Annotated in this window: 21 protein-coding genes and 2 riboswitches; of the genes, 8 read left to right on the top strand and 13 right to left on the bottom strand. The window is 58.0% G+C overall.

The features are described 5' to 3' along the window. The first annotated feature begins 239 nt into the window (after positions 1–239). Entirely contained in the window at positions 240–1,376 is a 1,137-nt protein-coding gene (locus HRR99_RS13925) for a M20 aminoacylase family protein (protein WP_422387318.1), read from the top strand. A 55-nt stretch (positions 1,377–1,431) separates the two neighbouring features. Here the strand turns inward: HRR99_RS13925 and HRR99_RS13920 are convergent, their stop codons facing one another. From HRR99_RS13920 to acs, 5 genes are all read right to left on the bottom strand, one after another. Continuing rightward, positions 1,432–1,575 carry a hypothetical protein gene (locus HRR99_RS13920; RefSeq protein WP_233122146.1) on the bottom strand — a complete coding sequence of 48 codons (144 nt, stop codon included), beginning with the start codon at positions 1,573–1,575 and terminating at the stop codon, positions 1,432–1,434. A 253-nt stretch (positions 1,576–1,828) separates the two neighbouring features. Then, entirely contained in the window at positions 1,829–2,806 is a 978-nt protein-coding gene (locus HRR99_RS13915) for a threonine ammonia-lyase (protein ID WP_233122145.1), read from the bottom strand. A 115-nt stretch (positions 2,807–2,921) separates the two neighbouring features. After that, the gene (locus tag HRR99_RS13910) at positions 2,922–4,355 is read right to left on the bottom strand and encodes an aldehyde dehydrogenase family protein (RefSeq protein WP_233122144.1); all 1,434 of its coding nucleotides are present in this window, start codon (positions 4,353–4,355) and stop codon (positions 2,922–2,924) included. A gap of 216 nt (positions 4,356–4,571) precedes the next feature. Beyond that, on the bottom strand, positions 4,572–5,459 hold the full coding sequence (locus HRR99_RS13905) for an NAD(P)-dependent oxidoreductase (protein WP_233122143.1): 888 nt from the start codon (positions 5,457–5,459) through the stop codon (positions 4,572–4,574). 171 nt (positions 5,460–5,630) lie between these two features. Then, entirely contained in the window at positions 5,631–7,583 is a 1,953-nt protein-coding gene (gene acs, locus HRR99_RS13900) for an acetate--CoA ligase (protein WP_233122142.1), read from the bottom strand. A gap of 234 nt (positions 7,584–7,817) precedes the next feature. Between acs and HRR99_RS13895 the strand changes: the two genes are divergently transcribed. Further along, positions 7,818–8,519 carry a DUF1013 domain-containing protein gene (locus HRR99_RS13895; RefSeq protein WP_162694607.1) on the top strand — a complete coding sequence of 234 codons (702 nt, stop codon included), beginning with the start codon at positions 7,818–7,820 and terminating at the stop codon, positions 8,517–8,519. Between the two features lie 83 nt (positions 8,520–8,602). Here HRR99_RS13895 and HRR99_RS13890 read toward each other — a convergent pair whose 3' ends face one another. After that, positions 8,603–10,378, bottom strand: a complete 1,776-nt coding sequence (locus HRR99_RS13890; RefSeq protein WP_111840475.1) for a glucan ABC transporter ATP-binding protein/ permease — start codon at positions 10,376–10,378, stop codon at positions 8,603–8,605. A 348-nt stretch (positions 10,379–10,726) separates the two neighbouring features. Here HRR99_RS13890 and HRR99_RS13885 point away from each other — a divergent pair, with 348 nt between their 5' ends. Together HRR99_RS13885 and pyc are read left to right on the top strand one after the other, a co-directional pair. Beyond that, a complete protein-coding gene (locus tag HRR99_RS13885; protein ID WP_233122141.1) occupies positions 10,727–11,464 on the top strand; it encodes a helix-turn-helix transcriptional regulator in 738 nt (245 codons plus the stop codon). Positions 11,465–11,585: 121 nt separating this feature from the next. Further along, positions 11,586–15,047 (top strand): pyruvate carboxylase, encoded by a 3,462-nt coding sequence (gene pyc, locus HRR99_RS13880; RefSeq protein WP_233122140.1) that lies wholly within the window; start codon positions 11,586–11,588, stop codon positions 15,045–15,047. A 79-nt stretch (positions 15,048–15,126) separates the two neighbouring features. Here pyc and HRR99_RS13875 read toward each other — a convergent pair whose 3' ends face one another. From HRR99_RS13875 to HRR99_RS13855, 5 genes are all read right to left on the bottom strand, one after another. Further along, on the bottom strand, positions 15,127–15,789 hold the full coding sequence (locus HRR99_RS13875) for a YiaD family glycine zipper/OmpA-like lipoprotein (protein ID WP_233122139.1): 663 nt from the start codon (positions 15,787–15,789) through the stop codon (positions 15,127–15,129). 68 nt (positions 15,790–15,857) lie between these two features. Further along, complete coding sequence (gene ispG, locus HRR99_RS13870) at positions 15,858–17,108, bottom strand: flavodoxin-dependent (E)-4-hydroxy-3-methylbut-2-enyl-diphosphate synthase (RefSeq protein ID WP_233122138.1); 1,251 nt, start codon at positions 17,106–17,108, stop codon at positions 15,858–15,860. 155 nt (positions 17,109–17,263) lie between these two features. After that, the gene (locus tag HRR99_RS13865; RefSeq protein ID WP_233122137.1) at positions 17,264–18,448 is read right to left on the bottom strand and encodes an MFS transporter; all 1,185 of its coding nucleotides are present in this window, start codon (positions 18,446–18,448) and stop codon (positions 17,264–17,266) included. Beyond that, entirely contained in the window at positions 18,445–19,269 is an 825-nt protein-coding gene (locus tag HRR99_RS13860; protein ID WP_233122136.1) for a DeoR/GlpR family DNA-binding transcription regulator, read from the bottom strand. The genes HRR99_RS13865 and HRR99_RS13860 overlap by 4 nt, the downstream gene beginning before the upstream one ends. A 156-nt stretch (positions 19,270–19,425) precedes the next feature. Further along, entirely contained in the window at positions 19,426–20,325 is a 900-nt protein-coding gene (locus HRR99_RS13855; protein ID WP_233122135.1) for a polyprenyl synthetase family protein, read from the bottom strand. Positions 20,326–20,492: 167 nt separating this feature from the next. Here HRR99_RS13855 and mtgA point away from each other — a divergent pair, with 167 nt between their 5' ends. Further along, complete coding sequence (gene mtgA, locus HRR99_RS13850) at positions 20,493–21,230, top strand: monofunctional biosynthetic peptidoglycan transglycosylase (protein WP_233123512.1); 738 nt, start codon at positions 20,493–20,495, stop codon at positions 21,228–21,230. A 3-nt stretch (positions 21,231–21,233) separates the two neighbouring features. Here mtgA and HRR99_RS13845 read toward each other — a convergent pair whose 3' ends face one another. Beyond that, positions 21,234–22,256 (bottom strand): aldose epimerase family protein, encoded by a 1,023-nt coding sequence (locus HRR99_RS13845; RefSeq protein ID WP_233122134.1) that lies wholly within the window; start codon positions 22,254–22,256, stop codon positions 21,234–21,236. A gap of 70 nt (positions 22,257–22,326) precedes the next feature. Further along, positions 22,327–23,253 (bottom strand): homoserine O-acetyltransferase MetA, encoded by a 927-nt coding sequence (metA, locus tag HRR99_RS13840; RefSeq protein ID WP_233122133.1) that lies wholly within the window; start codon positions 23,251–23,253, stop codon positions 22,327–22,329. 78 nt (positions 23,254–23,331) lie between these two features. Next, positions 23,332–23,408: riboswitch (SAM riboswitch) on the bottom strand. Positions 23,409–23,497: 89 nt separating this feature from the next. Between metA and HRR99_RS13835 the strand changes: the two genes are divergently transcribed. The 3 genes from HRR99_RS13835 (at position 23,498) to HRR99_RS13825 (ending at position 26,441) form a co-directional block, all read left to right on the top strand. Next, positions 23,498–24,148, top strand: coding sequence for a thiamine diphosphokinase (locus HRR99_RS13835; protein ID WP_111840464.1), 651 nt, complete (start codon positions 23,498–23,500; stop codon positions 24,146–24,148). 4 nt (positions 24,149–24,152) lie between these two features. Then, positions 24,153–25,973 (top strand): ABC-F family ATP-binding cassette domain-containing protein, encoded by a 1,821-nt coding sequence (locus HRR99_RS13830; protein ID WP_233122132.1) that lies wholly within the window; start codon positions 24,153–24,155, stop codon positions 25,971–25,973. Positions 25,974–26,048: 75 nt separating this feature from the next. Next, entirely contained in the window at positions 26,049–26,441 is a 393-nt protein-coding gene (locus tag HRR99_RS13825; RefSeq protein ID WP_112499033.1) for a VOC family protein, read from the top strand. Between the two features lie 46 nt (positions 26,442–26,487). Continuing rightward, a riboswitch (TPP riboswitch) is annotated at positions 26,488–26,596 on the top strand. Positions 26,597–26,630 lie beyond the last annotated feature (34 nt).

Genomic DNA, 26,630 nt, shown 5'->3' with positions numbered 1-26,630 from the left:
CAATTGGCTGGCCTACGCAAGGAATGACTTCAGGCAATTTCGGTTCCATGCAACCGCTGCCGCTTTCACAAATGTGCTGACATCGTCAAAGTCGGTTTGGTGGCTGCAAGCCCTCCTTCGGTCTTATCAGGAGGTGGTAATACTGCTAGGCAGAGATCGTTAAAATTTACCCTTGCCGAAACATGCCGGATGCAGAAATGACGACACAGCCAGAACACACCGCAGCTATTGCCAATCACATGCCTGGTGTCGTTGAAATCCGCCAGCACCTGCATCGCAACCCGGAAATCGGTCTTTCCGAATTCAAGACCTCGGATTTCGTAGCATCGAAGCTGGAGGCCATGGGCTATTCCGTGACGCGTGGGTTGGCTGGCACCGGTGTGGTCGCGACTTTGCGCAACGGCAGTAGTCATCGGTCGGTCGGCATTCGCGCCGATATGGATGCACTCCCCATCCATGAGGAAACAGGTGCGGATTACGCCAGTCAAACTCCGGGCGTCATGCATGCCTGCGGGCATGACGGACATACGGCCATGCTGCTGGGCGCCGCCAAGATCATCGCCGAGCGCCGCAATTTCGATGGCACATTGCATCTGATCTTCCAGCCTGCCGAAGAAAATTTCGGTGGTGCGCGCATGATGATCGAGGACGGGCTGTTCGAGCGCTTTCCGTGTGATGCGGTGTTTGCGCTCCACAATGAGCCCGGTCTGCCCTTTGGTCATTTCGTGTTGCGCGATGGTCCTATCATGGCGGCAGTGGACGAATGCAAAGTCACGGTCAACGGTTACGGCGGGCATGGCGCTGAACCGCAAAGCGCGCTCGATCCCATCGTCGCTGGCGCCAGCATCATCATGGCGCTGCAAACCATCGTGTCGCGCAATATCCATCCGTTGACGCCGACGGTCGTGACGGTAGGGGCCTTTCATGCAGGGGTGGCGAGCAATGTCATTCCCGAAACGGCGGAAATGTTGCTGACGATCCGCTCTTTCGATGCTGCTGCTCGAGATGAACTTGAAAAGCGCATTCGCCAGATCGCCGAAGGACAGGCGGCAAGCTATGGCATGAGTGTGACGCTCGATTACCAACGCGGTTACAACCCGACGATCAACCATAAGGCCGAGACGGACTACATCGTCGATCTGGCAACCCGCTTTGCCGGAGCCGACAAGGTCATGGAAATGCCGCGCCCTACCATGGGTGCAGAAGATTTCGCCTATATGCTTGAGGAACGTCCCGGCGCGTACTTTTTCCTCGGCACCCAGAGAACGGAGAATGATCCGCCGCTGCACCACCCCAAATTCGATTTCAACGACGACATTCTGCCTATCGGCACGGAGTTTTGGGTCGAGCTTGCTGAAGATTATTTGAAGGCGTGAAACGTAAAAAAGGCTGGTCATAGAACCAGCCGTTTTGTCTCAAATTATTGAACGCTCAGGGCACTAAGCCGAGTATGACAGCGCCAACGAAGGCAAAGCACACGCCGATGAGGGCGGTATGGACGATCGCCTGCCAGCCCTTTGTTGGTGCAGACGATGGCGTGAAATCTCTGATTTTTCCGGCTTTGGAATAAGACATCGAACCCTCCCTCGTTGACCTTGGCCGATTGAACGGCGTTGCGACTATGGATGCTAGAATATCGCTATTTCCGACTATTTCTGTAGAGATGATTTTCCATATGTTGGGCCAATCGGGAAAAATATGGATCGTTGAAAGCCTCCCAACCCGCATCGATCTCCCCGATTTCGAGGAAGTAACGCGCAGCACCGCCTCTGGTTCAACACAAATGTTAACACCAGAGTAACGTTTAAATAGCGATGCCGTGATCATGCTAGGCAGCGAAGCGTTCCAGTGCCACCGCCATGACGTCTGGGTCGACATTGCCGCCCGACGCCACGGCTATCACGGTATCGGTGTTAAAGTCCCTGCCATGAAAAAGCGCAGCAGCAAGGGCTACCGCACCACCGGGTTCGACCACCACTTTCAGCCGCAGGAAGGCCAGCACCATGGCGCGGAGCGCTTCATCTTCAGTCACCGCAATGCCTCTGCCGCAATGCTCCACCATCAGCGGGAAGGTAATGTTGCCGGGTTGAGGTGTAATGATGGCGTCGCAAACGGAACCGGACAGCGCGTCGTTCCGCTCGATTTTGCCGGATGCCAGAGAGCGTGCGACATCATCGAATTTTTCGGGCTCGCACGTTCTCACCCTATATTGCGGTGCCCTAGCTTCCAGCGCCAGCGCTATACCCGATGTCAGGCCGCCGCCGCCGCAGGGCACGAGAACATCGGCTGTCTCTATTCCCAGTTCCTGTCCCTGCTCGGCAATTTCCAGACCGACCGTTCCCTGACCGGCGATGACGAGGGGTTCATCGAAAGGCTTGATCAGCGTCAGACCCCGTTCCTGTGACAGTCTGGCACCGATTGCGTCACGATCATCCCTTGCGCGGTCGAACAGCACGACCTCCGCGCCATAGGCTTTGGTGTTCTCGATTTTAATTTTTGGCGCGTCGTGGGGCATGATGATGACGGAGGGAACGCCATGCAATGCCGCAGCGAGTGCGACGCCCTGGGCATGATTGCCGGATGAAAAGGCGATAACCCCGCGTTGACGCACTGCCGGTTCCAGCCCCGATACCGCCGACCAGCCGCCACGGAACTTGAAGGAGCCCGTACGTTGCAGGCATTCCGCTTTCACGAAAATCCTGCGCCCTGCGATTTCATCCAGAAAATGCGATGACAAGAGTGGTGTGCGGATTGCCTGCGAACCGATGCGCTGGCGTGCCGCTTCAATCATCGTGATGTCTGTCATGCTCTTCCCGCAGATGATATTTCGTCGGCGTCACCATAGGCAAAAATCGAGGCTGGGAAAGGGGCAAAAAAAATCCCCGGACGATGCCGGGGATTTCGTGGAAGCACAGCTTAGGTCAGGCCAGTGTGTAGGCCGTCTTCACTGTGGTGAAGAACTCGCTGGCATATCGGCCCTGCTCACGCGGGCCGAAGGAGGATGCCTTTCGACCGCCGAAGGGCACGTGGAAATCCACGCCTGCCGTCGGCAGATTGACCATGACCATGCCCGCTTCTGCATTGCGCTTGAAGTGCGTCGCATGCTTGAGGCTGGTGGTGGCGATGCCGGAGGAGAGGCCAAACGGCGTGTCGTTTGCTGTGGCCAGCGCTTCGTCGTAGTTCTTGACGCGGATGACAGCGGCCACAGGCCCAAAGATTTCCTCCTGCGAAATCCGCATGCTGTTGGTGGCTTCGGTGAAAAGCGTTGGCTGAAGAAAGAAGCCGGGCGTGTCGCGCTTGACGATTTCGCCGCCGAAAGCGACTTTCGCGCCTTCCTGCTTGCCGATTTCGATGTAATCGGTGTCCTGCTTCAGCTGCTTTTCATCGACCACCGGACCGACATGGGTGCTCTTGTCCATGGCATTGCCGACATTGATCTTGGCAAGGCGCTCGGTCATGGCGGCCACGAACCTGTCGTGAATGCCTTCGGTGACGATGATGCGCGACGATGCGGTGCAGCGCTGTCCGGTTGAGTAGAAGCCGGAATTGGCGGCTGCCTCTACGGCCACGTCGAGATCGGCATCATCCAGCACGACGAACGGGTTTTTGCCGCCCATTTCCAGCTGGAATTTGCGGTTGAAAGGCAGCGAGGATGCAGCGACGCGCTGGCCCGTGCCTGTCGATCCCGTGAATGTGATGCCGGACAGATGCGGGCTGTCGAGCATGGCCTGACCAACGACGGAACCGCGACCCATGACGAGGTTGAGAACGCCCTTGGGCAGACCGGCGCGGTGGAGAATATCGACGATGGCCCATGCGCAGCCGGGAACGAGATCGGCGGGCTTGAAGACGATGGTGTTGCCGTAGCAGAGCGCCGGTGCGATCTTCCAGGCCGGAATGGCAATCGGGAAGTTCCACGGCGTGATGATGCCGATGACGCCGAGCGGTTCGCGTGTCACTTCGACGCCGATGTTCGGGCGTGCCGAAGGAATAACTTCACCGGCCAAACGCAGGGCTTCGCCAGCGAAGAAGTCGAAAATCTGGGCGGCACGGATGGTTTCGCCGATGCCTTCTGCCAGAACCTTGCCTTCTTCACGCGCCAGCAGTGCACCAAGCTCTTCCTTGCGGGCCAGAATTTCGTCCGCAGTCTTCTTCAGGATCGCGTGACGCTCGAGAATGCCGGAGCGCGACCATGCCGGAAATGCGGCCTTGGCGGCATCAATGGCCTGCTTGGCCTCTTCGGCACCCGCTTGCGCATAAAGGCCCACGACCTCGTTGGTATCGGATGGATTGATGTTTTTCGACGTATCGGCGCCGATCCACTCGCCGTTGATAAGGTTCTGATGGATGGTCATTGATTTGCTCCTTGATGCTGGGACGGGCCGTTAAACACGCCACCCCACTGTTTATGAGACGACCGAGAGGTCATTGATGATGCGGCACGGGTAGGTGCCTCGAAGCTGGCGGCGACCATATGTCATAATATAACTTGATAAAAGTCACCATATGACAAGATTGGCAAATAAATAAGACCGCGAATATGCAGGTGATGAGATTGCCGCGTGGACGGCCTATCTTTCGCGGTTGTTCAGTTTTTCCAGATATAGAAGAATTCCGCTGTGGTCGACATCGGCACCGCCATCGTTGACGAAATCATCGAATGCCTGCGTGATGTTTTGCGTGAGCGGCAGGGTCAGGGAAAGGTCCTTTGCCGTCGCCAGAACGCCGTTCAGGTCCTTTAGCTGGAATTTGGATGGGCCGCCGGGCTCGAAGTCCCGCTTGACCATGCGCTCTCCGTGCAATTCCAGAATGCGGCTTTCGGCGAAGCCGCCGCGAATGGCGTTGCGGAAGCCTTCACGCGAGGCGCCACCTGCTTCCACCAGCATCATCGCTTCGGCCACTGCGCCGATGGTGATGGCGACGATCTGCTGGTTGGCGAGCTTGCAGAGTTGTCCTGCACCGGAGGGGCCGACATAGGTCAGCCTGCCCATGGCTGCGAAGACTTCGGAGAGGCTTGATATCAATGCTTCATCGCCACCGGCCATGATGGCGAGAGTTCCGGCTTTTGCCCCGACGACTCCGCCCGAAACCGGGGCGTCGATGTGATGGACGCCAAGTGCTTCAAGTTTCGCAGCGTGCTCACGGGCAATGGGCGGCGCGATGGAGCTGCTGTCGATCACCACGGCGCCTTTTCCAAGCGCATGGGCAACGCCCCGGTCGAACAGAACGTCGCCAACGGCTGCGCCATCGCTGAGCATGGTGATGACGATATCGGCGCCCGTTGCCGCTTCTGCCGGTGACGCTGCCAGGACAGCGCCATCGGCGACGAGGGCTTGCGCCTTTTCGACGCTGCGGTTCCAGACGCGGACACCAAAGCCTGCCATCATCAGATTGCGCGCCATGGGACCACCCATCAGGCCGGTGCCGATAAAAGAAATGTTGTGATCTTTTGTATTCATGTCGGTTTCCTCCCGTTGCCGCACTGTGCACATTTCAGGTGCCGCTGAAAGAGCGCATAAGGGCATAACCGGTCTGTCGTGTTGCGAACAGCAATCGAAGCGACATGCATGGATAGAAAAACCCGGTCATCGCGAGACGACCGGGTGACTATCTAGACATCAAAATGCGATTTACGCAGCTTTGTTCTGTCTGTTTTCGATGAGGTCATCGACAACGGCTGGATCGGCAAGGGTCGATGTATCGCCGAGCGCGCCGAAATCGTCTTCGGCGATCTTGCGCAGGATGCGACGCATGATCTTGCCGGAGCGGGTTTTCGGCAGGCCGGGAGAGAACTGGATCTTGTCCGGCGTCGCCACCGGGCCGATTTCGTTGCGCACATGCTTGATCAGCTCGTTGCGAAGGGCATCGTCCCCGTCATGGCCCGCCATCAGGGTGACATAGCAATAGATGCCCTGACCCTTGATGGAATGCGGATATCCTACCACGGCGGCCTCCGAGACCAGATTGTGAGATACGAGCGCCGATTCCACTTCAGCCGTTCCCAGTCGGTGGCCCGAGACGTTCAATACGTCATCGACGCGACCGGTGATCCAGTAATAGCCATCCTCATCGCGACGGCAGCCATCGCCGGTGAAATATTTCCCCTTATAGGTGGAGAAATAGGTTTCGATGAAGCGCTGATGATCGCCATAGACAGTGCGGGACTGGCCGGGCCAGCTATCGACGATGCACAGATTGCCATCTGCGGCACCGTCGAGAACATTGCCTTCCGCATCGACCAGTTGCGGCTGGACCCCGAAGAAGGGGCGGGTTGCGGAACCGGGTTTCAAGTCAGTCGCGCCCGGAAGCGGCGTAATCAGAATGCCGCCTGTTTCCGTCTGCCACCATGTATCGACGATAGGGCTCTTATCCTCGCCGACGACATGGTAATACCACTCCCATGCTTCGGGGTTGATCGGCTCACCCACAGTGCCCAGCAGTCGCAGGCTGGAGCGCGAAGAGCGTTTGACGAATTCGTCGCCTGCACCCATCAGCGAGCGCAATGCGGTCGGTGCCGTGTAGAAGATATTGACCTGATGTTTGTCGATGACTTCCCAGAAGCGACCCTGATCGGGAAAATTCGGTACGCCCTCGAACATCAGTGTCGTTGCACCATTGGCGAGAGGTCCGTAGACGATATAGGAGTGACCCGTGACCCAGCCGACATCGGCGGTGCACCAGTAGATTTCACCATCCTGATAGTCGAACACATATTCATGCGTCATCGAGACGTAGACCAGATAGCCGCCAGTGGTGTGCAGCACGCCCTTCGGTTTGCCTGTTGAGCCCGAGGTGTAGAGAATGAAGAGCGGGTCTTCCGCCTTCATCTTGGCGGGCTCGCAATGGGGTTTTACGCTGGCGACTTCCTGATGGTACCAGAGGTCGCGACCGGGCGCCCAGTTCGTCTTGCCGCCGGTGCGGCGCACCACCAGAACCTTGTTGACGATGACGTGCTGTTTGGCAGCGATGTGGATTGCCTTGTCGGTGTTTTCCTTCAGCGGAATGGGCTTTCCGCCGCGCACGCCCTCATCGCAGGTGATGACGAAGGTCGATTCGCAATCGACGATGCGGCCTGCCAGCGCATCCGGGGAGAAACCACCGAACACGACCGAATGGACCGCGCCGATGCGGGCGCAGGCCAGCATGGCATAGGTCGCCTCGGGGATCATCGGCATATAGATGGTGACGCGGTCGCCCTTCTTGACGCCGTGCTTCTTCATCACATTGGCAAGGCGGCAAACGGCGTCATAGAGCTGGTTATAGGTGATCTTCTTGTCGATATAGGGATTGTCGCCTTCCCAGATGATCGCGGTGCGCTCTCCATGGGTTTTAAGATGGCGGTCGATACAGTTGTAGGAGACGTTCGTCAGGCCGTCCTCGAACCACTTGATCGGCACCTTGCCCTTGAAAGAGGTGTTCTTGACCTTGGTGTAAGGCTTGAACCAGTCTATCCGTTTGCCGTGTTTGCCCCAGAACGCATCGGGGTCTTCCACGCTCTGCTCGTACCATTTCAGGTAGCGGTCATTGTCGATCAGCGTGCGTGTTTTTGCAGATTTCAGAACCGGATAGATTTTGGCAGACATGAATTCCTCCTCAAGGCCGCTTGCGTCTTTATAAGAACCAGAGACTCCTCATCTCCAGTCATGTGCCAGATTCATAGCAGTTCAGTGACCTCAGGCAATTAGACAAAGGTCATTTGTTTCGCAAAGAATTGCAATTCTGATGCAATGCGGCTATAGACCGCTCATATCCCGGAAATTAGTGGTTAACCTCCACGGCCCGCGCCCCCGGAGCGGACGGACAGAAGGACTGTATCTATGGCTCAAACACTGCTTATGCCGAAAGCAACGGCCGTCTGGCTGGTGGACAACACTGCGCTGTCGTTCGAACAGATCGCAACGTTTTGCAAGCTGCATCCGCTAGAAGTCAAGGCAATCGCCGATGGCGAAGCTGCACAGGGCATTAAGGGTCTGGACCCTATCTCCACCGGCCAGCTTTCCCGCGACGAGATCGCCAAGGCTGAAGCCAACCCTGCCCACAAGATTAAGCTGTCCGAGCCAAAGGTTCGCGTGCCTGAATCCAAGCGTCGTGGCCCGCGTTATACGCCGGTTTCCAAGCGTCAGGATCGCCCGAACGCCATTTTGTGGCTGGTGCGTAACCATGCCGAACTGAAGGACGCGCAGATTTCGCGCCTCGTCGGCACGACCAAGTCCACCATCGAACAGATTCGCGACCGCACACACTGGAACTCTGCCAACCTGACACCGATGGACCCTGTTACACTTGGCCTTTGCAGCCAGATCGATCTCGACCTTGAAGTCGAGCGCGCATCGCGCGGTCGTCCGCTGCCAACGCAGGAAGAGCTGGACGCAACGTTGCAGCCAGCCGCTGCGACCGAAGGCCTCGGCTTCAACTATGAGCGCGAAGAAGAAAAAGAAATCGACGCAAACGCCGTTTTCGCCAAGCTCAGCTCGCTCAAGTCGACCCGCAAGGACGACGAGGAAGAAGACAACTACTGATCTAAATCTTTATCGAGATACGAAAAAGCCCCGGCATCGACCGGGGCTTTTGTTTGAGCTGATGCCGCTAACGAGGTCAGCGATCAGGCCGACTTTGCAGGCAGGGACAGCACCGGCGCACCGGTCTTTTCGTCGTCGTTCAGCAGGCCGCTGGCGCGCAGCAGTGACGAGAAGCGACCGCCGCGCATGCTGAGCTCATCGAACGTGCCCTTTTCAACGATGCGTCCATTGTCCATGAACAGCACCAGATCGGCATCGCGCACGGTGGACAGGCGGTGGGCGATGATGAAGGTGGTTCTGTCCTTGCGCAGCGCATCGACAGCATCTTTCACGCGTGCTTCCGTTTCCACGTCGAGCGCGCTGGTCGCTTCGTCGAGGACAAGGATCGGCGCGTTTTTCAGGACGGCGCGGGCGATGGCGATACGCTGACGCTCACCGCCGGAGAGACGGTTTCCGCGTTCACCGACCTGCGTCATATAACCGTTCAGCCTGCTGTCGATAAAGTCAGTGGCTGCCGCTGCCGCTGCTGCCTGCGCAACTTCATCGTCCGTCGCCGTATCTCGACCAAGGCGGATGTTATCGCGGATCGAGCGGTTGAGAAGACCGGCGTCCTGGAAAACGGTGGCAATGGAATGGCGCAGAGACTGACGGGTGACCGTCGAAATATCGGTGCCGTCGACCAGAATCTGACCGCCATTGGGATCATAGACCCGTTGCAGCAGGTTGATCAGCGTCGTTTTACCGGCACCTGTCGGGCCGACGATAGCGATCGTCTCACCCGCATTGGCCGTGAACGACACGTCGTGAACGCCCTGCTTGGTGTTGGCAAAGCCGAAATTGACGTTGCGGAATTCGACCTTGCCCGAGACCTGACCGAGTTCGATGGCGCCTGTCGGCTCTTCACGCTCCTGCACGGAATCTTCGAGCTTGAAGAAGTCGACGAGCTTGGCGCGTGCCTCGAAAATCTGGGTGGCGAAAGCGCGCACTTGATCCAGGCGGCCGATCAGCAGGTTCGCAAAGCCGATAAAGGCGATGATGTCACCAACCCGCAATTCGCCGTTCTTCACCAGGATCGCGCCGACGATGAGAATGATCATCATCGAAACCGAAGAGGCGGTTCGGTTCAACGCACTTGCAAAGGCCCACCAGTCCAGAACCGGATACTGCGCGCTGAGAAGCCGCTCAGTAAACGACTTCAAAGCTTTTGTTTCCGCTTCGATGCGGTTGTAGCTGTGCAAGACCGATACGTTGCTGATCGAATCGCTGACGTGGGCGAAGACCGTGTGGTAATGCTCTTCGACGGATGCCTGACCTTCCTTGGTGCGCTCCATAACCCACTTGCCGATAAACCAGTAGACGATGCCCAGCGCCATAAGAACCAGACTGAGGCGCAGGTCCATGGAGATGGCTGTCGGGATGAGAAGAATCAGCGCAACGAATGTCGCAAGGTGGGTCCGCATGAATTCCAGCCACAGGCCGAACAGCGTTTCGCTGGCGCGCAAAAGCGTATGCAGTGCGTTGGATGTACCACGCTGGTGGTGCCATGAAAGCGGCATGGAGATGATCCGCCCGAAGGCTTCCGTCAGCAAGGACGCACGGCGCCCATGCGCCAACCGGTCCGCCTCACGCGCGACGGCAACATAGGCAACCGTGTTGAACAGCGCAAAAGCTCCCCAGATGATGAGGATGTTGACCGGGATGGAGCCCGATGAAAGCCCATCAATGATACGGCCGAACAGCACCGGTTCCGCAATGGTGATCGCGGCAAGAATGATGTTTGCGACAACGACGATGGTGACACGCCACTTGTTGTTGGCGAGGTAGCGCAGGGCGCGAGTATAAACCTGAAACAGTGTCAATTCCCAAATCCCGTCTTCATGTCCGTCAAGCAGCGCCGGTCAAGGCGTCAGGTGGGTGCATATAAGCGTAAGCGACTATGCAAGCTGTTGTTTTATCGCTCTTTCTACATGAATGCGCGCTTAACGGCAGGGTGCTCCGTGACGGCTGATGCAAAAAAAGACCAGTTGGTTGAAAATTCGACCCATGACGACCATGCAAGATTTCGCGGTATGGTTTTAAGGATTGATTACCTTATAAGGTAGAATTTAACGCAGGCGATTCATCCAGGCAGTTCGCGTTCCCGGTTTGAGGAACGTCTTTCAGCAAAAGTCGGCACATGTTTCATTTTTTGCAGGGTAATCGCTTCTATGCACAATGTTTTTCAGTTTTTGACTCAGTGTTACGAGGCAAAAACCGAGGACGATTTTCTTTCCTCATTCCATGAGCTGATACGTCGTCTTGGTTTCAATTTTTATCGCATCATGCAGCGTGATGCGGAAGATTTGACATTTACCGGAACCGTTCTGGCGGAGCATCTGCCCAGCGGCTGGAAAGAAGTTTACCACGCCAAGAAATACGGTGCCATCGATCCCGTCAAGCGGACGCTGGGTTTGCTGCATCAGCCATTTCGCTGTCGCGACGTGGTGGCGATGCTGCCGCAGGCGACGCAGCGCAAACGCGCCGCCAAGCTGTTTCAGGATGCGGCACGGTTCGGCCTGCGGGAAGGCTATGCGTTCCCGATTCATGGTCGCAGCGGACTGTTGGGTGGCGTTTTCATTTTCGGCGATGGCAGGCTGTTATCGACATCGGAACTGTTCATCATCGATACGGCCATGCGCGTGGCATTCTGGCGTCTTCTAGACTTTTCGGGCCAGTCCGAAGAGGTCCTCTCCATGCCCGATCTGGCCGGTACACAGTTCACGAAACGGGAGCTGGACGTGCTGACCCTGCTGACTCAGGGCTTCACGTCACCTGAGATCGGCAAGAGTCTCTCGATTTCCAGCCATACGGTGGATTGGTACATCAACGGCATTCAGCGCAAGCTCGGGGCCAGAAATCGCCAGCACGTGGTGGCCATCGCACTTCGTAACGGCTTTATCGCCTGAAACGTTTCCGGTGGGTGACACAGTACGGCCATCGCCAAAAACGCCCTTTCCAACGGTGAGATTTACTGCTTAATTTCGCGGTGCAGCATATATGTGTGCTCGCGAGGTTTGGGAGGCCGTCTTGAAAATATCGAAAATCCTTGTCGCCAATCGTTCGGAGATTGCGATCCGTGTGTTCCGTGCGGCCAACGAGCTTGGCATAAAAACGGTCGCGATCTGGGCTGAAGAGGACAAGCTTTCGCTGCATCGGTTCAAGGCGGATGAAAGTTATCAAGTGGGTCGCGGCCCGCATCTGGCAAAGGATATGGGACCAATCGAAAGCTATCTTTCGATCGAGGAAGTCATCCGTGTCGCCAAGCTTTCGGGTGCCGATGCGATCCACCCCGGTTACGGCCTGTTGTCGGAAAGCCCTGAATTTGTGGAGGCCTGCAACGAGGCGGGTCTGATCTTCATCGGCCCGACCGCCGATACGATGCGCCGCCTCGGCAACAAGGTGGCCGCACGTAATCTCGCCATTTCGGTTGGCGTTCCGGTCGTTCCTGCGACCGAGCCTCTGCCCGACGATATGGCGGAGGTCGAGCGCATGGCCGAGGAGATCGGCTATCCGGTGATGCTCAAGGCATCCTGGGGCGGCGGCGGTCGCGGCATGCGCGCTATCAGAAAGAAGGAAGACCTTGCCCGTGAGGTGACAGAAGCCAAGCGCGAGGCAAAGGCTGCCTTCGGCAAGGACGAAGTCTATCTGGAAAAGCTGGTGGAGCGCGCGCGCCACGTTGAAAGCCAGATTCTCGGCGATACCCATGGCAATGTCGTGCATCTGTTCGAGCGTGACTGCTCCATTCAGCGTCGCAACCAGAAAGTGGTGGAGCGTGCGCCTGCCCCTTACCTGTCGGAAGAGCGCCGTCAGGAACTGGCCAATTACTCGCTGAAGATTGCCGGTGCCACCAACTACGTCGGTGCTGGCACGGTCGAGTATCTGATGGATGCCGATACCGGCAAATTCTATTTCATCGAAGTCAATCCGCGTATTCAGGTGGAGCATACGGTCACCGAAGTCGTCACCGGCATCGATATCGTCAAGGCGCAAATCCACATCCTCGAAGGCGAAACCATCGGCACGCCGGAATCGGGTGTGCCTGCGCAGAAGGACATTCGTCTCAACGGCCACGCACTTCAGTGCCGCATCACCACTGAGGACCCGGAACATAATTTCATTCCCGATTATGGCCGCATCACCGCCTACCGCTCGGCATCCGGTTTCGGCATTCGTCTGGATGGCGGCACGTCCTATTCGGGCGCGATCATCACCCGTTATTACGATCCGCTGCTGGTCAAGGTCACGGCCTGGGCACCGCAGCCGGACGAAGCCATTGCCCGCATGCACCGTGCGTTGCGCGAATTCCGTATTCGCGGCGTTGCAACGAACCTGACCTTTCTCGAAGCGATCATCAGCCATCCGAGCTTTGTCGGAAACACCTACACGACTCGCTTCATCGATTCGACGCCGGAGTTGTTCGAACAGGTCAAGCGTCAGGACCGTGCGACAAAGCTTTTGACCTATCTGGCCGATGTCACCGTCAACGGCCATCCCGAAACAAAGGGCCGCGTGAAGCCTGCCGCCAATGCACCGGCACCCATCGTGCCTTACATCGACCAGCCGACGCCTGATGGCACCAAGCAGTTGCTCGACAAGCTGGGTCCGAAGGGCTTTGCCGAGTGGATGCGCAATGAAAAGCGTGTGCTGGTAACGGATACGACCATGCGCGACGGCCACCAGTCACTGCTGGCAACCCGCGTCCGCACCCATGATATCGCTCGCGTTTCCAGCGTCTACGCCAAGGCCTTGCCGCAGCTTCTGTCGCTAGAATGCTGGGGCGGCGCGACCTTTGACGTGTCCATGCGCTTCCTGACCGAAGACCCGTGGGAGCGTCTGGCGCTGGTGCGCGAAGGTGCGCCAAACCTGCTGCTGCAAATGCTGCTGCGCGGCGCCAACGGCGTCGGCTACAAGAACTACCCAGACAATGTCGTCAAATATTTCGTCCGTCAGGCGGCCAAGGGCGGCGTCGATCTGTTCCGCGTGTTCGACTGCCTGAACTGGGTGGAGAATATGCGCGTGTCGATGGATGCGATCGCGGAAGAGAACAAGCTCTGCGAAGCAACCATCTGCTACACGGGCGATCTCCTGAACTCCGCTCGCCCGAAATACGACCTCAAATATTACACCACTCTTGCTGCCGAACTCGAAAAGGCGGGCGCGCATATCATCGCCGTCAAGGACATGGCGGGTCTGCTGAAGCCAGCCGCCGCACGGATCCTTTTCAAGGCTCTGCGTGAAGCGACCAGTTTGCCGATCCATTTCCATACGCATGATACGTCCGGTATTTCCGCAGCCACGGTGCTTGCGGCAGTGGAAGCGGGTGTGGATGCCGTGGATGCGGCGATGGATGCGCTCTCGGGCAACACCTCGCAGCCATGCCTTGGTTCTATCGTGGAGGCGCTGAAAGGCACCGAGCGCGATACGGGTCTCGACACGGAATGGATTCGCCGCATTTCCTTCTATTGGGAAGCGGTACGCGGCCAATATGCGGCCTTTGAGAGCGATCTCAAGGGTCCGGCCTCAGAAGTCTATCTCCACGAAATGCCGGGTGGTCAGTTTACCAACCTCAAGGAACAGGCCCGCTCGCTGGGTCTCGAAAGCCGTTGGCACGAGGTCGCGCAGACCTATGCCGACGTCAACCAGATGTTCGGCGATATCGTCAAGGTCACACCATCTTCCAAGGTGGTGGGTGATATGGCGCTGATGATGGTGTCCCAGGACCTGACGGTGGCGGACGTCGAAAACCCGGACAAGGAAGTCTCCTTCCCCGATTCGGTCGTCTCGATGCTCAAGGGCGATCTGGGTCAGTCGCCGGGCGGTTGGCCACAGGCTATCCAGAAAAAGGCGTTGAAGGGCGAGCAGCCCTATACGGTTCGTCCCGGTTCGCTTCTGGAGGACGCCGATCTGGATGCGGAGCGTAAGGAGATCGAAACCAAGCTGGAGCGTCCGGTCAATGATTTCGAATTCGCCTCCTACCTGATGTATCCGAAGGTCTTCACCGACTTTGCGCTGGCGTCTGAAACCTATGGCCCTGTCTCCGTTCTACCGACACCCGCCTATTTCTACGGCATGCAGGATGGCGAAGAACTGTTTGCCGATATCGAGCGCGGCAAGACGCTTGTCATCGTCAATCAGGCCTCATCCGGCATTGATGACAAGGGCATGGTCACGGTGTTCTTCGAGATCAATGGCCAGCCGCGCCGCATCAAGGTACCGGACCGCGCCCATGGCGCGACGGGTTCTGCGGTGCGCCGTAAGGCCGAGCCGGGCAATGCCGCCCATGTCGGCGCGCCGATGCCGGGCGTCATCTCCCGCGTCTTCGTCAATCAGGGGCAGGATGTGAAGGCAGGCGACGTGCTGGTTTCCATCGAAGCCATGAAGATGGAGACGGCGCTCCATGCGGAACGCGACGGCAAGGTGGCCGAGGTTCTGGTGCGCCCGGGCGACCAGATCGACGCCAAGGATTTGCTGATTGCCTACGGCGAGTAAGCTGCATTACTGCACAGACGAAAAAGCCCACCGCAAGGTGGGCTTTTTGCTGGATGACAGTTCCTTTGAAAGCCGCAGATCAATTCTGTGTCAGCGGCGAGATCAGCACCTCGACACGGCGGTTCTGGGCGCGGCCGTCTGCCGTTGCGTTGGAGGCGATCGGCTGCGATGGGCCAAAGCCCATGGTCGAGATGCGTCGCTGGTCGACGCCGCCACGATCACCGAGATAGTTTGCAACGGATGCTGCACGACGTTCCGATAGGCCCTGATTGTGGGCAAGGCTGCCAGTGGAGTCTGTGTGGCCGTTAATGTCGATATAGGTCTTGTTGAACTTGTTGAGCACGATGGCGACCGAATTCAGCGTCGGGTAGAATGGTGGAATGACCTGATCCTGATCCGTTGCGAATGTGACGTTGGACGGCATGTTGAGAACGATGCTGTCGCCGCGACGCGTGACGGACACGCCCGTCCCCTGAAGCTGCTGGCGAAGCTCGGATTCCTGATTGTCCATGTATCCGCCGATAGCGCCACCGGCCAGCGCGCCGATACCAGCACCGATCAAGGCGTTGCGGCCCTTGTTGCCGCCACCGATGGCGAGACCACCGACAGCACCTGCGAGAGCACCGATACCGGCGCCGCCAGCCATATTGGAAACCTTCTGCTCACCTGTGTAGGGGTCGGTGGTCGTGCAGGCGGAAAGATAGGTTGCGGCAAGCGCAAGAACGATAAACTTCTTGATCATGAATTCCAGTGCTCCGTGAGTTCACGTAAGGTAAGACAGGTGAATTTCGGCATTTTCACGGTCGAAACCTACTCCGCCGCATCCTTTTGGCCAAAACGCTTTTCGATATAGTCGATGACCAGTGCCTCGAAATCCTTGGCGATATCGGGGCCGCGCAGCGTCAGGGCTTTCTCGCCATCGATGAAGACGGGAGCAGCCGGGTTTTCGCCGGTGCCGGGCAGCGAGATGCCGATATCGGCATGCTTGCTTTCACCCGGGCCATTGACGATGCAGCCCATGACCGCGACGTTCAGCGCTTCCACGCCCGGATATTTGTCGCGCCAGACCGGCATGTTCTTGCGAAGGTCGTTCTGGATGTTTTGTGCCAGTTCCTGAAACACCGTGGAGGTGGTGCGCCCGCAGCCGGGACAGGCGGCAACCACGGGAATGAACTGGCGAAAGCCCATGACCTGGAGGATTTCCTGCGCCACCTGCACTTCGCGGGTGCGATCACCATTCGGCTCAGGGGTCAGCGACACGCGGATGGTATCGCCGATGCCATGTTGCAGGACGTAACCCATGGCGGCGGATGAGGCGACGATGCCCTTCGAGCCCATGCCTGCCTCGGTGAGGCCCAGATGGAGCGCATGGTTGGAGCGTTCCGACAGCATGGAATAGACGGCGATCAAATCCTGCACCTGGCTGACTTTTGCCGACAGGATGATGCGGTTGCGGGGCAGGCCGATGTCTTCGGCAAGCTCAGCAGAAATCAGTGCGGACTGGACGATGGCTTCGCGGGTGACCTGACGGGCCGACAGCGGAAAGCCTTGATCCTTGTTCTTGTCCATCAGGGTCGTCAGCAATTCCTGATCCAGCGAACCCCAGTTGACGCCGATGCGCACCGGCTTATCATAACGGATCGCCATTTCGACGATATCGCCGAACTGCTTGTCCTTCTTGTCCTTGAAGCCGACATTGCCGGGATTGATGCGATACTTCGCAAGCGCTTCGGCGCAAGCGGGGTGGTCCGCCAGAAGTTTGTGGCCGATATAATGGAAGTCACCCACCAGCGGCACATCGAGGCCAAGCCGCAAGAGACGATCACGAATCTTCGGAACAGCAGCGGCGCTTTCGTCGCGGTCCACGGTGATGCGCACGATCTCGGAGCCTGCGCGGAACAGGGCTGCGACCTGCTGGACGGTCGCGTCGATATCGGCGGTATCGGTATTCGTCATGGATTGCACAACGACGGGCGCGCCACCACCGACAATCACGCCACCGACATCGACAGCAACCGAGGACCGGCGCGGCTTGGGATCATAATCGGCGTGTGACGTCATGGTTTTCTCTGGCAATTGCGGTCAATCTGATCATTCAGGTGGAACAAGGCGCGCGCCTTGTCAACATCGAAGCGATCAACTCCACTTTTATCGCAATCATGGCGAAATTCGAGACTTGTCGGCGACAGGCATCTCACTTTTGCGAAATTGGGATATCAGTGCCCGCTTGCGCCATCCGCATGGCGTGCCAGTTTCGACAGCATGAGAACCACTACATGCAGAAGCGGCAGGCCGATGAACACGGCGGCCAGACCCGTATGCTCGGCAATGAAGCCGATGGCGGACGGTGCAACGAGAATGCCGGAATAACCCATGGTCGTGACCACCGACAGAGCGATGCCCGGTGCCATGCCCGGCATATTGCCCGCCGCCGAAAAAGCGATCGGCACCATGTTGGAAATGCCGATGCCGGCAATCGCAAAGCCCGCGATGGCAATGAAGGCATTGGGCGCGAAACCGGCAATCAGCAGGCCGATGATCGATATAGTCGAACAAAATTGCAGCGTGCGGACGGCCCCAAAACGGTCACGCACCAAATCGCCTGCAAAGCGCATGATGGCCATGGTGAGCGAGAAGGCGGCAAAGCCGAAGCCGGACAGTGTGACGGATGCGCTGAGTTCATTGCGCAGATAAAGCGCGCCCCAATCGAGAATGGCACCTTCCGGGATCATCGAAAACAGCGCCATGATGCCGATGATCCAAGGCAGCGGTGTCATGGGAAGGCCACCCTTGGGACGTTGTTCTTCCGGGTGGGGGCGATCCACCTGCACCCGTGGCCATGCCACAGCAAGCATGACGGCTGCGAGGATAGTGAGCGTGATGGCGTGGCCGTAGATGCCGGTTTTGGTGATCAACAGACCGCCAAGACCCGCACCGAGCAGGCCGCCCAGGCTCCAGAATGCGTGGCAGGACGACATGATGGCGCGGCGCATGCTGCGCTCCACCACAACGGCGTTGGCATTCATGGCAACATCCATGGCCCCCGTCAGTCCGCCGAAGAGAAAGACGGCGATGACGCCCGCCCAGAGCGAATTTGCAAGCGTGATCAACAGCAGCGTCGGCACCATGATGAGGGCGACGGTCAGCGTCACGGTTCGCGACCCGAGACGGCCGATCTGTGAGCCTGCAATGGGCATGAAGGACAGCGAGCCGAGGCCGTAGACAAGGATGACGAGACCCAGCGTGCTTTCGCTGAGCGCGAAGCGTCTGGCGAATTCCGGGATCATCGGTGCCCATGAGCCCATCATGAAGCCGTTCATCAGGAACAGCAGGGACACACCGAGGCGTGTTCTCGTCATATAAGGTAGGCGGGCGGTCGTTGGCGTGGCAGTGCCGGTCATCGGGACTGGTCCTTCGATAAGTGCATGGGAGATGAGATGCCGGACGACGATCCGGCCTGATGAATAGTGACGCCGGTGTCCGCCAGACTGCCGATCATATCGTTGTCGGCATCCTGTTCCAGCACGAGGGTGAGCGGGGAAGACAGCGATGCGACCTGAAACGCGGCAGCGGCACCCAGCTTTTCGGAGGTCACGGCGGCCAGTGTTTTTACGCTGGTCTCGCAGGCCAACCGCTTGAACACGGCGTCCTCATAGATATCGGCGCTCAGACCCCGATCTAGCGTCAGGCCGCAGACACCGACAATGCAGAGATCGGGCCGGATTTGCTCAAGTTGGCGAATGGCGGTCGTATCGATGGCGGCACCCACGGAAGGATCGACCCTGCCGCCGATGAGAATGAGTTCGATGTCTGCGTTACCGGCAAGTTCTGCAGCGATCGCAGGCGTATTGGTGACGACGGTGAGCTTCAAGCCAATGGCGAGATATTTTGCGATGGCCAGATTGGTAGAGCCAGCATCGAGAAAAACGATCATACCATTCTGCACGAGCGAAGCGGCGGCTTGCCCGAGTACAGCCTTGCGATCCGGCATTTCGCCCATGCGGGTTTTCAGCGGAACGGTGGTGCCAGATGCCAGTAGCGCCCCGCCATAGACGCGCTCACACTCCCCTCGCGCCGCCATGTCCCGCAAATCCCGACGCACCGTGTCTTCGGATACGTCGAACGTCTGCGCAAGCTCCTGCGCAAGCACACGGCCATGCCGTTGCAATTGCGCGTAAATCAGAGCCTGGCGCTCGCTGACAAAATGATCGGTTTTGGACATCGGGAATCAATCGGAATAATCGTGCATAAACACGCATAACCCGGCGAAGGTATTTTCTCAAGCGGATATAGATGGATTTTAGAAAGCGATTAGGGGCACTCTCGATAGGGACGGATGACTGCGCGCGATGAAAAACCGTGATGTTTAACGCTAACTTTAGTTTTTTCGCTCCGCGACGAACTTTGCCGTCTGGATCAAAATATCCGCACGGTCACCATAAGGTGCCAGCAAATCGGTGGCTTCCTTCACCAGTTCACGCAGGCGGGTGGTTGCCCAATCCGGTCCGCGTAGGGCTACCAGCGTCCCCTTGCCGCGTGCGGCGTCCTTGCCGGTTGCCTTGCCCATGGCAACGGCGTTGGATGTGAGATCCAGAAGGTCATCAGCGAGCTGGAAGGCGAGACCGATTTTTTCTCCGAATTGACGCAGGCGCTGCCTTTCCGACGGCGTGCTTCCGGCGATGATTGCTCCGGCTTCGCAGGCGAAGCGGATCAGCGCGCCTGTTTTCATGGACTGTAGCGTTACGATGCCTGGTTCGTCCGGGGCATGCTTTTCGGCTGCCAGATCGAGGGCCTGCCCGCCAGCCATGCCGCCTATGCCCGCAGCCCTTGCCAATGCCAAGACGAGTGCGGCCTTGCGGTCATCCGACAGTTCTGTTTCCGGGGCGGCGATGATGTCGAATGCCAGGGTCAGCAGGCTGTCGCCAGCGAGGATCGCGGTCGCTTCATCGAACTTTTTGTGAACGGTGGGTTGGCCCCTGCGCAGGTCGTCGTCGTCCATGGCGGGAAGGTCGTCATGCACCAGCGAATAGCAGTGCAGACACTCAAGCGCCGCACCCACTCTCAGGGCTGCCGTTGCGTCTCCGCCCAAAATCGCTGCTGACTCGATGACCAGAAAGGGCCGCAGCCGCTTGCCGCCATTCAAAACGCCGTGTCGCATGGCGTCCAGCAGATTGCGGGGGCGGGTGATCTCATCGGCGCGGCTTTCGCCTGACAGCAATTCAGTCAGCAAGGCCTCGGTTTGCGCCGCATTGTCTCGCAGCCGTGTCTCGAATGTCATAGCGCCAGTTCCTCGATATTGTGGCTGTTTGGCATGGGGAAAAATGGCTGGCAATCGTTTTTGTGAAGCGGTTGGGGAACTTGATGATCAGGACTCGCCTTGATGACGCACGCGGAATATGAAAGGTTCTGAGCGGTGGCCAAGTGGGGACAGGGTTTTTGAGCAGTATGCCGGACAGCGAGACGGACGACGAAGCGCTTGCTCGCGGGGAAAGCAGACCCAAAGTGGATGTTAGAAGTCTTCTGAAACGCGCTTTAGTGATCGTCATTGCGTTGCTTGTCCTGCCCTATCTGCTGATACCGGTCTATGCGCTGCCTTTCATGCGCCCTGTTTCCACGCTGATGCTGGCCGATCTGGTGACGTTTCAGGGTTATGATCGCCGCTGGGTGCCGCTGGAGAACATCTCACCACGCCTCGTGCAATCGGTGATGATGTCGGAGGACGGACAGTTCTGTTCGCACGGCGGCGTGGACTGGAACCAGATGCAAACCGTCGTCAACAGCGCGTTGGAAGGTGAATCCACGCGCGGCGCCAGCACCATTCCGATGCAGACGGCAAAAAACCTGTTCTTATGGAACGGACGCTCTTTCCTGCGAAAGGGTCTGGAATTGCCGCTCGCAGTCGTTTCCGATTTCATCTGGTCGAAAAGACGGATGATGGAAATCTATCTCAACGTCGCGGAATGGGGCCCGGGCATTTACGGCATCGAGGCGGCTGCTCAGCACCATTTCAAAATTCCGGCTTCGAAACTGAGTTCCAGGCAGGCGGCACTTCTGGCCGTAGCACTCCCAAACCCCATCGACCGTGTCGCCAGCAAACCCGGACGCGGCATGCAGCGGCTGGCCGGGCTCATCGAAAGACGAGCCCGCGGTTCCGGTGCCTATGTCGGTTGCGTGCTGGACTGAAAATCAGCCCTTCTTGAAGATGTAATCCGTTTCCTGACGGAGTGTCTGATCGGGTCGTAGAACGGCGTCCGGAAAGCCTTCGTGATTGACGGCATCCGGCCAAATCTGCGTTTCCAGGCAAAAGCCTGCGAACGGTCCGTAGTGGCGGCCATCGAGGCCCGGTACGGCTACGTTAAGCTTGAAGGCCGAGTAGAACTGCACGCCCGGCTCGGTGGTGTGGACCTCTAGCGTAACGTTTGAGGCGGGGGCATAGACGCGTGCCACTTTGCGCTTTGCCACGCGCTGTGGCGACAGGCAGAAATTGTGGTCGTAGGAAACCTGCTGGCCGTTTTCTTCACGCCGCATCGGGGTGGATGTGCGCAGGTCGAAGACGGTGCCGTCTACGGGGCGAATTTCTCCGGTCGGAATTTGCCGCTCGGTTGTTGGCAAATAATGGTCGGCTGCAATTTCGATCTCATGACCGAGTGCCGTTTCTGCGCCATCCAGATTGAAATAGGAGTGCTGGCAGATGTTGGCGATCGTCTGCGCGTCTGTGGTGGTTTCATAGGCTACGGAAAGCACGCCGCCTTCGCGGATCGTATAGGTCGCTCGTACGGTGCAATTTCCTGGATAACCGGCGCGGCCATCCGGGTCGACGATCTGCAACACCACATGGCTTGGGCCATGTTCCATGATCATCCAGTTGCGTTTGCCGATATTGTCGCTGCCGCCGTGGAGATGCGTGACGCCCTTCTCGTTCAGTTCCAGCTGATAGGCTTTGCCATCGATGCTGAATTTGCCGTCACCAATGCGGTTGGCGTTACGACCGGGTGTCGCGCCGAAATACGACGAATATTTCGGGTAATCATCGAAGTTATCGAAGCCGAGAACCAGCGGCGGCTGGTGTCCTTCGAGCCGGAGATCCTGAATGACCGCACCCCAGGTGATGACGTGAGCCGTCAGCCCACCGGCGGAAATCGTCACACGCTCCACCTTTTCGCCATTTGACGTCATGCCGAAATTTTCCCGTGCGCCAGCTTCGCTCATCGTGTCACTCTCCCGATCAATAAACAGGGCCGGACGTTGCTTTATTTTCCGCGCCCGCGCAATTGCTGAATTAGGCTTTGGTCTTGCCGATGTCCTGTGGGTCATACGGCGTTGTCTGGTAGATTTCGTTGATCCAGTTGCCGAAGAAGAGATGGGCGTGGCTGCGCCAGCGGTTCAACGGTGTCAGGTCCGGGTCGTTATGGGGGAAGTAGTCATGCGGCACCTTGATCGGCACGCCTGATTTCACATCGCGGAAATATTCTTCGGAAAGCGATGTGGAATCATATTCGACATGGTTGAACATGTAGAGCCGCTTGCCGATGCGCTCATGCACGAGACAAACCCCCATCTCCTCTGACTCCATCAGGATTTCGAGGTCGGGGTTCTTCTCGATGTCGGCGCGGCGCACCTCCGTCCAGCGGGAAACGGGCACCTGAAAATCATCCGAGAAACCGTTGAGATAAATGGATGCCGGGGAAAGATTGCGGTGGCGATAGACGCCGAACGCTTTCTCTTTCAACTCGTGTTTGGGAACGCCATGGAAATGGTAGATCGCGGCCATCGCGCCCCAGCAGACATTAAGCGTCGAATGGACGTTGGTCTGCGTCCAGTCGAAAATCTTCTGCATCTCGTCCCAGTAGGTCACGTCTTCATAGGTGAGTTTTTCGACCGGTGCGCCGGTGATGATGAAGCCATCGAACTTGCGGTGGCGCACCTCTTCCCAGGTTTCGTAAAAGGACAGAAGGTGTTCTTCCGGCGTATTCTTGGCGCGGTGACCACCGATGCGCACCAGCGACAGCTCCACCTGAAGCGGCGATGCGCCGACCAGTCGGGCCATCTGTATCTCGGTTTTGATCTTGTTGGGCATGAGATTGAGAAGCCCGATCTGCAGCGGGCGAATATCCTGCCGGATCGCCGCTGTTTCCGTCATGACCCGCACGCCCTCATTCACGAGGGTCTCGAAAGCAGGCAGCGTATCGGGTATCTTAATAGGCATCTCGAACTCTCACTTTCCTGGCAGCGCCGGCCCAGAAAACAAAAAACCGGCAGCGAAATCGCAGCCGGTCCTCGGAAATTGCCTGTTTCCTCGACCATTTAGCAACTTCTTTAAAGTGGCTGCAAGCCGGTCGGCAAATCACCACTGGCAGGTGTCATAATCCTGTCTGCGGCGAAAATCAATATCGCCGCATTGGCTGCGTTTCGGCCTTTCCTTGTCGTACCTTTCCGGGCTATGGCAGGACATGACCTCGGCGCATTTCACCATTTTGCTCGGCGGAACCATTACCGTCACGGATCGCCTGCAAAAGGCGGTGGCTGGGACGCGTGTGATCGCTGCCGATAGCGGCATGCGCCATGCCTCCGTGCTGGGGCTGACGCCTGAGCTTTGGGTAGGTGACTTCGACTCCTCGGATGCCGACCTGATGTCGCAATGGCCCGATACGCCACAACAGCCCTTTCCAGCCGCAAAAGGTGTGACGGATGGGGAAATTGCGGTGTCGGAAGCTCTGTCGCGTGGTGCGAAGCGGCTGACATTGGTCGGCGCTTTGGCTGGCGAAAGATCCGATCACGCCCTGTTCCATCTGCTCTACGCCGTCTCGCTGGCGGAACGCGGTTTCGATGTTGTATTGACCTCCGGCACGGAAGAAGCCTATCCGCTTCTGGCTACCGAGCTTGCGCTCGATCTGCCTGTCGGATCGCTGTTTTCCGTTGCGGGTTTCACGGCTCTTGATGGTCTCGACATCGAAAATGCGCGATACCCTCTTGCAGAATTTGCGCTTGCCTTTGGCTCGTCGCGCACTATTTCCAACGTGGCGGAAGGGCCTTTGCGCCTTCGCCTCAAAAGCGGCAAGGCCATCGTCCTTGCCCGTCCCTATGATTTGACCGGAGCCTGATGCCTTGGCACCCCCGATTCTGAAACTCGACGACATCAAGCTGACATTTGGCGTGACCCCGCTGCTCGACGGTGCAAACCTGCAAGTGGAACCGGGCGACCGCATCTGCCTTGTCGGACGCAATGGTTCCGGCAAATCGACGCTGATGAAAATTGCTGCCGGTCTGGTGGAAGCGCAATCGGGCGAGGTTTTCCGCCATCCGTCTGCGACGATCCGGTATCTGGAGCAGGCGCCGGATTTTGCCGGTTTCGAGACGGTTCAAGCCTATGCGGAAGCGGGTCTGGGACCGGGCGACGATGCTTATCGCGTCACCTATCTGCTTGAGCATCTGGGGCTGACGGGGCAGGAGCATCCATCCAGCCTTTCGGGCGGAGAGGCGCGCCGGGCAGCGCTTGTGCGCGTCATGGCGCCCGAACCCGATATTTTGATGCTCGACGAGCCCACCAACCATCTCGACCTGCCGACCATTGAGTGGCTGGAAGGAGAATTGCAGCAGACACGCAGCGCGCTGGTTCTGATTTCGCACGACCGTCGTTTTCTCGAAAAAGTCTCGACCGCTACCGTCTGGCTCGATCGCGGTACGTCGCGCCGTCTCAGCCGTGGCTTTGCCCATTTCGAGGAATGGCGCGACAAGGTGCTGGAAGAGGAAGAGCTGGAGCAGCACAAGCTCGGCAAGGCCATCGAGCGCGAAGAACACTGGATGCGGTATGGTGTCACCGCCCGCCGCAAGCGCAACATGCGCCGTGTGGGTGAGTTGCGCGATATGCGGGCTGCCTACCGTGGTCACAACGGCCCGCAAGGCACCGTTCAGGCGACGGCAGCCGAGGGGCGCGAATCCGGCAAGCTGGTCATCGAGGCCGAGGCCATCACCAAATCCTATGGCGAGCGGACCATCGTTGCGCCGTTTTCGCTGCGGGTCCACCGGGGCGATTGCATCGGCTTCGTAGGTCCCAACGGTGCAGGCAAGACGACATTGCTGAAAATGCTGACGGGCGAGTTGGCGCCCGATAGCGGCACGGTCAAGCTCGGCACCAAACTGGAAATCGCAACGCTCGACCAGAAGCGTGAAGACCTGAACCTCGAGGACACGCTCGCCCATTATTTGACGGACGGGCGTGGCGAAAACCTTCTCGTCAACGGCGAAGTGAAGCATGTCACGGGTTACATGAAGGATTTCCTGTTCCAGCCGGAGCAGGCCCGCACGCCCATTCGCAAATTGTCCGGTGGCGAGCGCGCGCGCTTGATGCTGGCACGTATTCTGGCAAAGCCGACCAATCTTCTGATCCTCGACGAACCGACCAACGATCTCGACATCGAAACGCTCGATCTGTTGCAGGAGATCGTCGCTGGCTTCTCTGGCACCGTCATTCTGGTCAGCCACGACCGCGACTTCCTCGACCGCACTGTGACATCGACGATTGCGCCCGCAAACCCGGATGCGCCTGACGGTCGTTGGGTCGAGTATGCCGGTGGTTATTCCGACATGATGGCGCAGCGCAAAGGTGCGTCCGACGAAAAGAAGAGAGCGGAAAAGCAGGACAAGGCGAAGACCTCGACGTCATCCGGGGGGGAGCCCGCGAAGGGTAAGGTAAAGCTGTCCTTCAAGCAGAAGTTCGCTCTGGAGAACCTGCCCAAGGAGATGGAAAAGGCTCAAGCCGAAATCGCCAAGCGTGAAGAACGCATGGCCGATCCGCAACTTTTTGCCAAGAACCCGACGGCCTTCAACACGCTGGCAGATGAAATGTCGAAGCTGCGCGAAAAGCTGGAAGCCATGGAAGAAGAATGGCTGGAGCTGGAAATGCTGCGCGAAGAAATGGAGAGCTGAGCAGTCGCGTTTGACTGCCGCTTTGACAGCGAAGCAAAAGTGCGTTCTCCTGTCCGCCCATGGAGGAGTTCAGATATGCGCATGATTTTCATCAACCTGCCGGTCAAGAACATCGAGACATCCAAGGTCTTTTTCACGGGTCTGGGCTTCAGCTTCAACCCGGAATATTCCGACGAGCGCACCTTGTGCATGATCGTTGAGAAGAACATCTTCGTGATGTTGCTTCAGGAAGATCGCTTCCGCGAATTCATCAATGGCGATATCGCCGATGCGACCAGCACCAAGGAAGTGTTGAATTGCCTGTCTGCCGGGAGCCGCGAAGAAATCGACAAGATGCTGGCAACGGCACTCGCATCCGGCGGTCGGGAATGGAAGCCGGTGCAGGATCATGGTTTCATGTATGGCGGCAGCTTTCAGGACCCGGATGGTCACGTCTGGGAACTGGTTCATATGACCGAGCAAGCTTGACGGCCTGACACCTTGCCAAGCAGGCAACGACATATTACAGCATTAGCCAGCTCTAACGGGGTGCTTTGTCTTGACGGACAGGGCTGAGAGGCATTTGCCAACCCGAAGAACCTGATCCGGTTAACACCGGCGGAGGGATTAGACGGCTTCCATCCAGACGCCTATTCCCGTTTGTCCATTCGAGGAGGT

The organism is Agrobacterium vaccinii, from assembly GCF_021310995.1.
GTDB classification, from domain to species: domain Bacteria; phylum Pseudomonadota; class Alphaproteobacteria; order Rhizobiales; family Rhizobiaceae; genus Agrobacterium; species Agrobacterium vaccinii.
The sequence above is the reverse complement of the archived record's forward strand: the minus strand, read 5'-3'. Positions and strand labels throughout refer to the sequence as shown.